At 46.9% G+C, this 13,632-nt stretch carries 9 protein-coding genes; 1 reads left to right on the forward strand and 8 read right to left on the reverse strand.

Annotation, left to right across the window (positions count from 1 at the left end; translation table 11 throughout):
- Window positions 1-445 precede the first annotated feature (445 nt).
- From ACRBG0_RS23100 to ACRBG0_RS23110, 3 genes are all read right to left on the reverse strand, one after another.
- On the reverse strand, window positions 446-1,831 hold the full coding sequence (locus ACRBG0_RS23100) for a DUF819 domain-containing protein (RefSeq protein ID WP_431489210.1): 1,386 nt from the start codon (window positions 1,829-1,831) through the stop codon (window positions 446-448).
- A 166-nt stretch (window positions 1,832-1,997) separates the two neighbouring features.
- A complete protein-coding gene (locus tag ACRBG0_RS23105; RefSeq protein WP_431489211.1) occupies window positions 1,998-2,819 on the reverse strand; it encodes an SH3 domain-containing protein in 822 nt (273 codons plus the stop codon).
- 222 nt (window positions 2,820-3,041) lie between these two features.
- Window positions 3,042-3,506: a hypothetical protein gene (locus ACRBG0_RS23110; RefSeq protein ID WP_431489212.1), complete on the reverse strand. Its 465-nt coding sequence runs from the start codon at window positions 3,504-3,506 to the stop codon at window positions 3,042-3,044.
- 606 nt (window positions 3,507-4,112) lie between these two features.
- Between ACRBG0_RS23110 and ACRBG0_RS23115 the strand changes: the two genes are divergently transcribed.
- Entirely contained in the window at window positions 4,113-6,536 is a 2,424-nt protein-coding gene (locus tag ACRBG0_RS23115; protein WP_431489213.1) for an ABC transporter permease, read from the forward strand.
- A gap of 35 nt (window positions 6,537-6,571) precedes the next feature.
- Here ACRBG0_RS23115 and ACRBG0_RS23120 read toward each other — a convergent pair whose 3' ends face one another.
- The 5 genes from ACRBG0_RS23120 to ACRBG0_RS23140 all read right to left on the reverse strand — a co-directional run bounded on the left by ACRBG0_RS23120 (window position 6,572) and on the right by ACRBG0_RS23140 (window position 13,624).
- A complete protein-coding gene (locus tag ACRBG0_RS23120; RefSeq protein ID WP_431489214.1) occupies window positions 6,572-9,079 on the reverse strand; it encodes a DEAD/DEAH box helicase in 2,508 nt (835 codons plus the stop codon).
- A gap of 190 nt (window positions 9,080-9,269) precedes the next feature.
- Complete coding sequence (locus ACRBG0_RS23125) at window positions 9,270-10,007, reverse strand: hypothetical protein (protein ID WP_431489215.1); 738 nt, start codon at window positions 10,005-10,007, stop codon at window positions 9,270-9,272.
- Between the two features lie 38 nt (window positions 10,008-10,045).
- Window positions 10,046-11,107 carry a 3-dehydroquinate synthase gene (aroB, locus tag ACRBG0_RS23130; protein ID WP_431489216.1) on the reverse strand — a complete coding sequence of 354 codons (1,062 nt, stop codon included), beginning with the start codon at window positions 11,105-11,107 and terminating at the stop codon, window positions 10,046-10,048.
- A gap of 33 nt (window positions 11,108-11,140) precedes the next feature.
- Window positions 11,141-11,443 carry a putative quinol monooxygenase gene (locus tag ACRBG0_RS23135; protein ID WP_431489217.1) on the reverse strand — a complete coding sequence of 101 codons (303 nt, stop codon included), beginning with the start codon at window positions 11,441-11,443 and terminating at the stop codon, window positions 11,141-11,143.
- Between the two features lie 9 nt (window positions 11,444-11,452).
- The gene (locus tag ACRBG0_RS23140; RefSeq protein ID WP_431489218.1) at window positions 11,453-13,624 is read right to left on the reverse strand and encodes a CotH kinase family protein; all 2,172 of its coding nucleotides are present in this window, start codon (window positions 13,622-13,624) and stop codon (window positions 11,453-11,455) included.
- Window positions 13,625-13,632 lie beyond the last annotated feature (8 nt).

The raw sequence follows: 13,632 nt of genomic DNA on the forward strand, positions 1-13,632 counted from the left end.
TGTTCAGAGTTTTACCCTGTTTATTCCTAGCTCCCCACCCTCGAGACAAGAGGGCATGGCTGCCAGTTTCATCACCTCACAGTGTGTTGAAGTCGGAGGTCAGAAGTGGGAGGTCGGAAGTGTTTAGGTTCCGAATTCCGCGGTCTTTATCCGACGTTTTGTAAAATCGGAGGGAAAACTTAAAGCTGAAGCACTTTTACTTCCGACTTTCGATTTCCCACTTCCGACTTTGAAATCAGTATCTTTCTACTGATGATGTGACAAATTTAAAGCAAGTGCTGGTTTGTTGCAAATATTTTAATAAATAAAATTAATATTTACAAAATTGATATTATTTTGATGTTTTTGTTGATGATTTAAAAAAATAGAGATCAGTAATTGCGGTTGAATTACTGATCTCTTAATGGGTGCTATATGCACCTGTATTTTGCTTGATTTTTTAGGGCTAACTTACTGCTGCTTGCATTAAATAAGCACAAATAAGGGCACCATAAGTACCTAGTGCGTAGCCTAACACAGCCATTAATACACCCACTGGTGCAAGGGCTGGACTAAAGGCAGAGGCAACAATAGGTGCAGAGGCTGCTCCACCGACATTGGCTTGTGAGCCTACGGCAACGAAGAAGAAGGGCGCTTTGATGAGCCAGGCAACAAAGAGCAGTAAGATGACATGAACGAGCATCCAGATTGCACCAATAGCAAAAAGACCCAGGTTGTTGACAATATCCCCAAGGGCCATGTGCATACCGATGGTGGCAACGAGTATATAGATAAATATACTGCCCCAGCGGGAAGCTCCGATGCCTTCCAGCTCGCGGAATTTTGTAAAAGATAGGGCCAAGCCAATTGTTGTGGAAATGACAACCAGCCAGAAGAACCCACTTAATAAAGAGTTGAGACCGGCTGCTTTAAGGCTGTCTGCAAATGGTTCCAGCCAGCCAGTGATGAGCTCTGATCCCCAATGAGAAAGGGCCACCCCTCCGAAGCCTACGGCCAACAAAACATATAGGTCTGTAGCTGTGGGGATTTTCTTGATCTTATCCTGGTATTCCGCCACTTTCTTTTCCAGGTCTTTAATAGCGGTATTATCTGCTTTGAGGCGGGCGTCGATGCGGTCGGAAATTTTTGCGCCGTAAAGCAGGAAGCCCATCCATATATTGGCCACCACTATATCAACGACTACCATAGAAGCGAAGACACTTCCTTTGACCTCGAAAATTTCTTTCATGGCTGTTTGGTTGGCTCCACCTCCAATCCAGCTACCTGCAATGGTACTGAGGCCACGCCATAGCTCGTCGGGAGAAAACCCTACCAGGTTAGGGAATAAATAAGTGAGAATAATAAGTGCAATGGGGCCGCCGATAACAATTCCGAGTGTAGCCGTGAGGAACATGATAATGGCCTTTGAACCCAAGCGCATAATACCTTTGAGGTCGATGCTCAGGCAAAGCCAGATCAAACTGGCTGGTAAGAGGTAGCGACTGGCGACAAAATAGAGTCGGGAGCCTCCCTTGTATTCTTTGTAAACGGCTTCATCAATACCCGCTTGGCCAAATAGTTTTTCGATTTCGGCCACCGAAGCTTTGGCCGGTAGGTTTACCCCTAGTTCTTTGGCCAGGTCGTAGATGCCAGGCTCAAACCAGTCGTAGGCAATAAGGTTAAGAGGCCAGTGCAGAATGGCCGGGATAAAATAGCACAGCAAAATAGCTGGAACGAAAGTGTAAAATCGTTTCCAGGCTTTTTTGTCGCTACTAGCGGTAGTGAATACAAAGGCCAGGGCCAGCATCAGGATACCGAAAACAATAGCGTCATTGGTAAAAAATGGCTTCATAATTAAGGACGGATAGATGAATTGATTACAAAAGATGCCGTGCTACTGAGCCTCAGTGGCACGGCATCTTTTGTAATGTGAGAATTGTTGCCAAAATAGGAAAATTTGCGCAATGGTTATCCCGACAACAACCAATCAACCATCAACCAACAACCATTGAACCCACTCAATCTCCCGCTACTAGCAGCACCATTTGCCACTGTCCAGCTTCATTTTTTTGGAAACCGGCGCGGAAATCCAATGGTGAGCGGTAGAATTTTCCGTAGAGGAACCCTTCCATACCATCGGCTAAGCGGACTTTTATCCAGGGGTGTGTTTCTCCGCCAATGGTTTCCTGGGTGGGTGTTGTTTCCAGGTATTCCACGAGGTCATAGGACAGCGTTTTTATGATTTTGGTACTCAGGCCGGGGCTGGAACGTAGGCGAACGCCAGCACCAATGACGGCACCAAACTCGTAAGGTTCGGCGGTGTGTGGCCAGCAGGGACCAAGGTAGGGAGCCTCGAAGTAAGGGGCTTTGTCATAGTTGTGGAATTGCCCGCCCAAGGCAAGCAAACTTTCGAGGGTAGGCCAAAGGGTAGAGTTGGGAATTTTATCTGGGCTGTCTAATTCCCACATACGGATAAAATCCTGGAGGCCACCTTCTGCACCAAAACCCGTTTTGATGTTTTCACTAACAAAGGGCAAGAGCGCAAAAATATCTTTATTGGCAACAATGGTTTTGAGCTGTTCGCGGAAAAGAAAAAAGAGGGTGTCTTTGGGAGCGCCATCAGCAGGGTTGATCTTGCCAGCTTCGGGGTTGCAGTTTAATGGAAAAACCTCTTCCCTGGTTGTAAGTTGTTGTTGGTAGCTTTGGACAATACTATCGGTAAGGTGGGTGTTTTTTGTGATTGCAGTTTGCTCCGTCTCAGAAGTATTGGAGGAGGAAGTATCTGCTTGACAGGCCATAAAGCCCCAAACAAAAAGGCTTAGTATCAGGTAGGTTCTCATAGCTTGTGATTTTTGGTAAAAGTACGCTTTAGTAGATGCTTGCGTTAATAGATTTGTTCTACGGAGGCATATCGGTGGAAAAAATCTAATGTACAAAACCAGTTGATAGAACCCTAATAAAAAACCCTTCTCCATTTCAACTAAAGTGAAATAAAGAAGGGTTGCATTGGCAATCTGATATTGCACTATTCCTTATTGGCTAAAGGAGCATTTTACAAGCGCTTAGTTGTTGCCACCATCTTGGGATGCCCGCTTTTGGCGAGGCTGACCACGGCGTTCGCTTTTAGCTGCTGCCTGCTCTGCTTCGAGCATCTCAAATTGTTCTGGCGTAAGAACCGCCTGAAGTTCTGCTTTCTGGGCATCGCGAATGGCTTTCATTTGCTGGCCGTTGGCTCTACGATCTTCTCCGGCGTTGGCACGAGCTTCTTTCAGTTGGTCGCGGTATTTTTCGTTGATACCTTTAAAGGCGGTAGCCTGCTCTTCTGAAAGGCCGAGTTTTTCTACCATTGCCTGGTGGCGTTCTTCCATTTTTGCAGCACGCTGCTCAGGGCTTGGCCCCTGGCGAAGTGGCGCTTCCATTTTATCCATCGTAGCAGGAGCTGTGCTGGTATTGCCTTTGTCTTGTGCTTGCAAGCTGAAGGTGAAAAGAATGGCTAGACTGAAGATTGCGAATTTGGTCATTTTCATTATTGAATGTTTTTTGACGTGAATATTTGTTTGAAGTTGTCTAATGTATAATTGCTCACTTATAGCAGAATACTTTAGAGCGTTTCTGTCCTTTGGACTCTGGCATTAGACTAAAGTAACATGCCGATTTTCCTACGAATATCTTAAAGTTTTCTTAATTTTTTTTGCGCTAAGGATGGTAGCAGGACCCTGCCAAGGGTAGACCGGGCTGGCGCAGCAGCCCGGGCCGACCAAAGGGAGCTGCGCACAGCCTGACCCGCAGGGGAGCGCCCTAATAAGTGAGGTTTGTTTAAATGCTTTATTATCAGTGAACTGGACTAGAAAACCTCAGGGTACAAGGTAAAAGGTATAGGGTGCTAGGTCTATTGGAGCGCGTGCGGAGACTGTTCATTTTTATACCAAGATTGTTCGTTATTGAACACTAGAGTGAGGTTTAGTGGTGGTGTGTTTTTCTTAAATTGCTGATTATCAATAGATTTGTATGCTGGAATGATAATTGAAACTATTGTGAGTATCGTTAAATGAAGGTTCTTCGCCCTTTAGGTGAATGGATAGTACCTGCCATAAATGACGGGGAACCATTAGTACAGACAAAAGCCAAAAGCAATGATTAAAAACTACCTGAAAATAGCGCTCCGCAACCTGAGACGTAGTAAAGTAATGTCGTTTATCAATATTTCCGGGTTGGCGATTGGTATTGCTACTTGTCTGCTTATACTACTGTTTGTACAGTATGAATGGAGTTTTGACCGCTACCATGAGAAGGCAGACCGTATAGTGCGGGTGATCTTTAAGGGGATGGTGCAGGGAGAAAAGCTGAACGAGGCCAATGTGATGCCACCGGTAGCAGAAGCGCTGAAGGATGAATTTCCGGAAGTGGAAGCCGCTACCCGTTTGAGAGTAGCTGGTAGGCCTACGATTATTCATGGAGAAGAAACTTATAAAACACACGAAGCTGCTTTGGTAGATGCTGATTTCTTTTCGGTGTTTACGTTACCGTTGATAAGTGGTGATGCCGCAACGGCTTTGGTGGAACCCAATTCGATTGTGATTTCTGAAGCCGTAGCTGAAAAGTTCTTTGGTGGAGAGAATCCGTTGGGGAAAACCCTTGATTTTAAGAACGGAGGTGAGCCCCACAAAGTAACCGGTGTGATGAAAGAGATACCGGAAAATTCTCATTTTCAATTTGATATTTTTATTGCCATGTCTGGTCTTGAAGAGGCTCGGAAGCCATCTTGGATGACCTCGGAATTTTACACCTATTTGGTGTTGCCGGAGGGGTATGATTATAAGGAATTAGAAGCAAAATTACCGACAGTTTTCGATAAGTACGCTGGTCCGCAAATGAAGCAAGCGATGGGGATGGGAATTGAAGAATTTCGGGCGGCAGGCAATGATTTAGGCTTGTTTTTGCAGCCCTTGACGGATATTCACCTCTATTCGGATTTTGCTTTTGATTTATCTCCGCATGGAGATATCCGTTACCTCTATATTTTTGGTGCCATTGCGCTGTTTATGCTGTTTATTGCTTGTATCAACTTCATGAACATTTCTACGGCTGGGGCCTCTAAGCGAGCCAAAGAGGTGGGCGTTCGTAAGGTGATGGGATCGAGGAAGCGGGATTTGATTTGGCAGTTTTTGCTGGAATCTATCCTGCTTGCGATGCTTAGTTTGGCGATGGCGATTGTTTTGGTTTCCCTGGCATTACCTTTGTTTAATGAAGTTGCGGATAAGCACTTGAGTTTAAACTCACTACCGATACAGTGGCTGGTGCCGGGCTTGTTGTTGTTTGGGTTATTGGTGGGTACGCTGGCGGGGAGTTATCCGGCGTTTTTCCTGTCGTCTTTTCGTCCTTCGGTAATATTGAAAGGAAGTTTAGGTATTGGGAATAAAAGCGTGAGTCTGCGGCAAGGGCTGGTGGTCTTCCAGTTTTTTCTTACGATAGCCCTGATGATTTGTACAGGTGTCGTTTTTCGGCAGTTGCAATTTATCCAGGATGCTAAATTGGGCTATGATACCTCTGCGGTATTGGTGGTGCCAGAACTGTGGGCGTTGGGGGATAGTGAGGAGGTTTTTCGGCAACAGCTTGCGCAGGATCCGCGTGTGGTAAGTGCCAGCTACTCTGGTTACTTGCCAGCGGGGCCTTCTTACAACAACAATTTTTTCCTGACACAAGCCCATGACAATACCCAGATGGTAAAAACGCTGCGTTACGATGTAGACGAGCACTACCTGCCTACGCTGAATATGAAACTGGTAGCGGGCCGCAATTTTTCTGCTGAAATGGCGACAGACGCTAGTGGGATCATCCTGAACGAAGCCAGTGCGCTTGCTTTTGGTTGGAAGGACGAGGAAGCGCTGGGGCAGCAAGTGGTGTATGCCAATAACCAAGGGGAGAAAACAAGCTATCAGGTACTTGGAGTCGTAGAAGATTTTCATTTCAAATCGTTGCACGAGCAGATTTCACCTTTAGTAATGGTGCTGGGGGGAAATAGTGGTTCTGCTATCTTGAAAGTACAAACGGATGATGTAGCTACTTTGCTAGCTGACCTCAAAAAGAACTGGACGGCCCTGACTACTGAGCTGCCCTTTGATGCTTTGTTTTTGGATGAAAGAATTTACGAAACCTACAAAGCGGAAAGAAGAGTAGGTGTTTTGCTCGCTGTTTTTGCTGGCCTGACCATATTTGTAGCCTGCCTGGGGCTGTTTGGCTTGACGGTTTTTGCCACAGAGCAGCGCACCAAAGAAATTGGTGTACGTAAAGTACTGGGGGCTTCTGTAGCAAGTTTGGTGCAGCTTTTGTCGAAGGACTTTATAAAACTGGTAGCAGTGGCCTACGTGTTGGCTTGCCCTCTTGCCTGGTGGATCATGAACCAATGGTTGGAGGATTTTGCCTACCGGATAACGCTAAACGGTGGTGTTTTTGCCTTAGCGGGCATCCTGGCGTTGGCCATTGCTTTTCTGACGGTGGGGTATCAAAGCATTAAGGCCGCGCTTGCGCATCCTTTGAAGTCGTTGCGAAGTGAGTAGGTTTTTTTTGGGTACTAGGTATTTGGTAGAACTCTCTACCCCAATTTGCCAAGCAAACCACTCAGTAGCTTCAATCCATTTTGGACAATGTCTGCATTTTCTACCGGAATTTTGAGGTAGGTTTCTCCTGTTTTTTCGTCTTTTTTAACGAGGCTGTTGACCAATTGCTCGGTAGCAGCGGGGTTGCTAAGCGTTTGAGTCAAACGACTGAGGAAACTGATACCATCATTGACCAATTGCTGTGGCCCGCCAGCATTGGCGGTAGCAGATGCCGAGGGCTGGCGAGTACCTTCTTGGCTGTTGGTTACAGGAACGGAAGAAACAGAGGTTTTGTCTTCGTCGGCTTCCCACCATTCCTCAACGAGGGTTTCTGCGGGATCAAGCGTATCTTCCTGAGCGGGAGAAGGGCGTTCGAGATTTTCTTCGTGGATGGAAGAATTGTCATCGGTGGCCGGTTCGCCGACATCGGTGGTGGTGACGACCTGAAGGCGTTCCATAAATTCCTCAAAGCGGTTTTTGTCCATGAAGACATCCTTTTCGGTGGCTTCCAATACCGCCTGCGCGAGTGCCGACTTGAAGTTGAGGGTGAAGAGCATCCGGTGCTCGATGGTTTTTTCGGAAACCAGGTTGATCACTTGTACTCCTTTCTTCTGTCCCATGCGGTAAGCGCGGGCAATACGTTGTTCGAGGACGGCAGGGTTCCACGGAAGGTCCATATTGATGACGAGGCTGGCCTTTTGCAGGTTGAGGCCCAGGCCGCCGGCATCGGTAGAGAGAAAAACGCGGCAGTCGTCGTCTTCCCGGAAGCGGTCGAGTAGTGGCCCGCGTTGGGCACTGGGCACACCGCCGTGGAGGTGAACGAAGGGGATGCCTTGCTGTTCCAGCTCGCCAGCAATCAGCTTGGTCATGCGCGACCATTGGCTGAAGATAACGACACTTTCATGAGGTTCCGCGAGGCGCTCTTCCAGGATATAGAAAAGCTCGTCGATCTTGGTATCGTAGCGGGTTTGTTGATCCACCAGGAAGGTACTGTTGCAGGACATGCGCATCAGTTGAAGACAACTCATGAGCCGCAGGCGATCAGCTTCGGTGAGGAAATTTAGCCGCTTCCATTTTGCAACAATCTGTGCGACATCATTTTCGTAGCCGCTGTGCATACTCCGTTGCTGTGGCGTCATGGGCACGAAAAGGTGCTTGTCGACCCGCTTTGGGAGTTGTTTGAGGACATCCTTCTTGCGACGGCGCAGCATTAAGCTGCTAAGTTTTTTGGTGATCTGGTCGAGGTTGCGATAACCGATGATGATGCCGTTTTCTTCCTTGACCTGATGGCGATACAACAAGAGATAAAGTGGCCCCAGTAGAAATTGATCCAGAAACTGAACGATGGAGTAGAGGTCTTCCAACTTGTTTTCCAAAGGCGTACCCGTGAGTGCCAATCGGAAGGGAGCCTGGAGTTGTTTGACGGCCCGCGAGATTTTGGTATCCCAATTTTTGATCCGCTGTGCCTCGTCGAGAATTATGAAATCGGGCTGTTGCTGATTGATGAGGTGCAAATCCCGAACGACGACATTGTAGGTGAGAATTTTGTAGAAGGCTTCCTCGGCGTACTGTTCGGTTCTTTTCTTTTGAGAACCTTCTACAACAATGACGGTACTATCGGTGAATTTTTCGATTTCGGCCCGCCACTGGTACTTGAGAGAGGTGGGGCAGATGATGAAAACGGTGTTGATCTGATATTCCCGGCGATACAGTTCGGCGGTAGCCAATGCCTGGATGGTTTTGCCAAGGCCCATTTCGTCGGCCAATAGGCAGCGGCCAGCCTGGGCTGCAAAAAGCACACCTTCGCGCTGGTAATCGTAAAGCTTGGCTTTGATGAGGCCGTCGAGACTATTGGGTTGGCTTGCTAGTGTGGTTATCCGTTGTGCGCGGCGCTGGTCTTCCCGTTGGTCGATGACCCAGGCGAGGGCATCCTGGTAGCAGCGGAAGGTACTGCTGATGGCTTGAGCCTGCTGTAGGAATTCGTCAAAAGCGAGGTAGGCATGAGGAAAGAAGATACCATCGTCGTCGAAATATTTTTGTGCTAAAGCAGTAAATTCTTCCTGAGCTTCGGTGCCGATCCTGATTCTGAGGGTGCGTTGTTCGCCATAGTGAAGGTAGACGGAACTGTATTCGCCCACGAGTGGTGGTTTCTTGAAATGTTGTTTGTTGCCGTAAGTATGGGCCAGTTTGTGCAGCGCCCATTCGATGTGTTTACAAGTACCCAAGCCACTCACCTTATAATCGTAACAATCGCAGTAGTTATCGAAGGTTTGCTCTCCGCGGATAGCCACCCGGTAGCTGGAGCTCCCCTCGGGGTTGAAAACCTTAAAATCAGACCAAACAGGATGCTCCCCCGTATTGGTGAGCTTAAATTCCTGCTGTTGGCCATATTGTTGGCGCAGTTTAACTTGCCATTCGCGGAGGCTGAGTTCCTCGGGTTGGCGGTTGTAACTGACTTTTTTTTCTTTCTTCTCTTTCTTTTTCTGCTGCTTCTTCTTGGCCATTGTGTAATGGTTTTCGCTCGACGATGTAGATGGTCACAAGAAGCAAAACTATTTATAATTTTTCAATATCCGCTTTACTCAGGTCGGTATATCGCATTGTTTTTTTAGTGGCTCCGTATTTTTAGTAAAAGACCTCTAGCTATTTCGTTTAACAGCCCACATCTAGGTATCATCATTTCTGGGATTAGAATTACTTTCTTTTTTTCTTTAGAATATATCTTCTGCCTCTTATACTATACCCATTTTCATCAAAATCTACTTGATTTAAGATCATTCTATTCTTCTTAATTCTAAACGTGTACATAGTTTGCCCTGAATTATCGACCTTGATGAGTAATTGAGGCGAACCATAATTTACAAACCACCGGGAGGGACAAGATGACACTTGTTTGTTACTATTATAGCTGACTGGATCAGTTACACAGGCATGAAAATCAGCTTTACCTATCTCGTTTGCTAGTACTACTCCACCATTACGTTCAAGAGTAATCGGTTCATCTCTATAATTCCAAAAGAGTGAATCTTTAAATCCACAATAATTTAACTTAATTCTTCTCACTCTTCGCTGTTCTTTATCAGCCACTCTGTGGAAATACCAAACGCCATTTGCCGAATTCAGTAAATTGGTTCTGTCTGTTTTTTGTGCCTCAAGCTCTATTTCAAAAGAAAAGGCTTCATTTGTATATTCAAAGCTGAGTATATTGTCACCAGTAGCAAATTTATAGTCAATAGTAAATTCGTTATCCGTACTTGTTATAGGAATTATTTCCAAGGTATCATTACTAAATAAAGGTTGTATTGCTATATAGATCGTATCGTATTCTTTTATTTCAATCCTATCTAGTCTAACTTGAACAACTTGAGAAAGACATTGATTAACACTGAGCGTAAAGCAAAATGGAAGAAATAGGAAGCTCAGTTTTTTCATTAGTTGTTTCTTGCTCATTGTCGTGTAGCCTTTTCCCCTCACCCCAACGCCCGATAATACACCAAACTCCCCACAATCTCCTCTTCTGTAGCTGTTTGGTTGACGGCTACCTTTCCCGCAGCAGGGATCAGGCTGAAATTGATGCGTGTATCTTCGTTTTTCTTATCCTGCCGCATGGTAGAGAGGAGGAGTTCGTCGATGCCTTCGGGAATGGCTTGGTGGCCATAAATAGTTAGGAAGTAATCTGTGATGGCGGTAAGTTTGGGCTTGCTGAGGCCGAGCTGTTTTGCCGATAGCCAAGCTTCGCAGATCATCCCTGCGGCGATGGCTTCCCCGTGGAGTAGGGGCGTCGCTGTTTCCAGGAAGTAGCTTTCGATAGCATGACCGATGGTGTGGCCAAAATTGAGGGCCTTGCGGATGCCTTTTTCGTGAGGGTCTTCCTTGACAATCTCTTGTTTGATGGATACGGAGCGGGCTACCCATTCGCTCCAATCAATGCTTTCGAGATGGGTGATTTGTTGCAGTTCCTGCCATTGTTGTACATCAGCGATAAGGGCGTGTTTGATGATTTCGGCGAAGCCAGAGCGGAGTTCGCGGGCGGAAAGGGTTTGAAAAAAACGGGCATCCGCCCATACAGCGCGTGGATCACGAAAGAGGCCGATGCTGTTTTTGACACCATAAAAATCGATGCCGAGCTTGCCACCTACCGATGCGTCTACCTGAGAGAGTAGGGTAGTGGGGATTTGTATAAAGTCCATGCCTCGCTTGAAAGTGCCGGCACAAAAGCCACCCATGTCTCCGATGACGCCCCCCCCCAGGTTGAGCAAGCACCAGTTGCGACCAGCACCAGCCTGGAAAAGTTGTTCCCAAATGTGCTGGCACGTTTCCAAGGTTTTATGCTTTTCACCAGCTGGAACGGTGATGTAATGCGGTTGAAAAACTGCTAATTGCTCCTTGATAAGTGGTAGGCAATGCTGGGCCGTATTGTCATCCGTGAGTACAGCAATTCCGGCAAATTCCTGAGCAGCCAACCAACGTAGATGGTCGGTACCGATGGGGGAGATGTCAATGTCGTAGTGATCGAGTTGTAGAACAGGCATGGGGTAAACATTTGGAAAAAGTAAAAGGACGTTTTATAAAAGCTCCGCCAGCGTATCCACACTCCAGGCAGCGGCTTTATCGGCGAACAGAGGTTTGGTTTTGGCCCAGGTGTTGCGGAATAGATCGGAATGCCGATAGTTTTCCAGCGCTTCTTCGCTCTCCCATTTACTGAAGGTAAACAACACATTTTCCTGCCTTTTTCCGCGCCATAATTCCAGATGGAGGCAACCAGGGAAGGCACGAATATGGGCACTGCTCTGGTGAAATACTTCAAGGAAGTTATCTATTTCCTCGGGACGGAAAGTCATCTTTACGATACGTTTAAAGGAGGGCATATTTTTAGATTAATGAATAATGATTTTCCCTTCCGCTATGCGGTTGTCGGTATCTCCCACAACATAGAAATACATTCCGGCTGGTAGATTTTGTACTTCTAGCATGACACGAGGAGTAAGGATTGTTTGCTGATGGATCAATTGGCCGAGGCTATTGAAGAGATACAGCTGTTGTCCTTCACCAACGCCAAAGATATCAAAATTGAGTATCCCGCTGGCGGGATTTGGAAATGCCTGGATGTAGATTTCATCGTCGTTCAGCGTACCCGTGCTACAACTGCCAAACATAAAACGGTCCATAAAATCGAGGCGTTGAAGCGTCCAGGTTTTTAGATAATCAATTTCTTCATTGTAGGTGCTACCGACAAAGTTATTGGGCCAAACATATTCGTCAAGAATAGGCCAGCGGGAGAAGTTGCGGGGCTGCGCTTCCTCCAAAAAACTTACTTGCTCATCTATAAAACCCATGATCGAATCTGTATGCCAGGAGCCTGAGCGCAGTTCTCGCCAGCGGCAGTTCATAGCATTTGCGAAAGCGGTGTCAGCCGTTATCATTCTAGCCCAGAAAGGAGGGTTGAGCCAAGCGTCTCCCGAGCAGGCCGTGTTGAAATCAAGCTCCCAGCCGGAGGTTAGATTGGCTTCGCAATAATCGACGTTGCCCCAGGCGAGGTTGTAATCCCATAGTGGCCCGGCGTAGAGTTTGCCCCCATTGCTGTCTTTCTTTTTATAAAGAAAAGTACTGATGCGGTAGCTATCAATGTTTTTACACAACTCGGTAGTAAGAATGTAATCAACGAAAGAATTTACGTCGATATAGTTTTTGTAGCCCGTCGTAGGGTCATTAAGGTTTTCGCTGTAAATAGCAGATTCAAAATCAGTAATATACTTGCTGATGTATTCCAATTGCTGGTCGGTAATATCTGGCAGCTCCGGATAATGGAGCAGGTAGTTGGTGTTTTGAAAGCTTCCACTGAGGGGGGCGAAGGGCGATGTCCAGGCGATAGCGTCTCCGCCCGTTTCTTTATCAAGTTTGACGATATAGCCGCCGGTGAGTTCGTCACCACTGTTATCGTCCTCTGTTAGTTTGGCGATGTCTACCCTGCCATTGTCACGTTTGATTTTTTCCATAAAGACGTAGACCCCTCGGTAATCGCCGTTGATGAAAACCTCGCAAAGTTGGGTGCGTGGCACCCAGTGGCCGGTGCGTCGCCCCATCTCGAAAGTGAGTACATTCCTCAATAGGCTTTTGTCGCTGAAAGGGCCATTTAGTATCCAGTCGTTTTCGGAAGGCATCCCAAAAAGGGAGACATTGTTGTTTTCCCCTTGTGCGTCGCGCGTTTCCAACCCGTATGACTTTTTGGGGAAAATCGCCGAGGAAGACCCCCTGATTTCGATGCCGATGAATCCATTGTACTCATTGCCCGAATCGCCAAGATAATTTCGCTGATCGGGGCCGTTGTGAATGATTTGCATATTGCCCAATACTTTGGGCTCATCAGGTATTTCTTCGTTGGTATTGATGATCACAAGAGGGAGGTTGGTACTGCTAAAGGCCGGCGGCGAAAAAATGCCTGTTGTAGGGCGATAGTCACGCCGATTATTGCTAATACCAGCATGCAGCCAGACTCTGGCACTGAGGTCGCTGGACGTTTCATCTTTGTTGTGAACCTGCACCGCGAGTACGTTATCCCCTTCGTTGAGGAGGGTTGCCAATCGTTGGCCTCCTATTAATACTTGCTCCGGTTCACCGCCTTGATAAAGGAGCGCCTCCCGATCATCAATGGCGGTTTGATTGAAAGCTGGGATGCCACTGCCAGCTATATTTCGGCGAGCAACTTCCTGGCCGTTGAGATAAATGACGATGCCATCATCGTAGTCAAACTGAAGTAAAGCTTGTTTTACGAGATCGAGGTCGGTGATCTCAAACCGGAGGCGCATAAAGCAAGATAGGGTAGGCGTAATGGTGGTTTGGTCATCATCGTCGCCATAGCCAATACCCCCGTTGCCAGTGAGCCAGGCGGTATCATCAAAGTTCAAGTTCACCCAGTTGGCGTCAACAGGAGAAGAAGGGAGGAGGTAGTGCCATTCATCAGTTTCGAAAACAATGGTTTCCCAGTGGTTGACTTGTGCGCATACATGAAAGCTAAGTACTAAAAGCACAAGGGTCATCAATTTTCTCATCCTCTAGC

Origin of the sequence: Lewinella sp., assembly GCF_050633125.1 — a bacterium.
GTDB lineage: Bacteria > Bacteroidota > Bacteroidia > Chitinophagales > Saprospiraceae > Lewinella.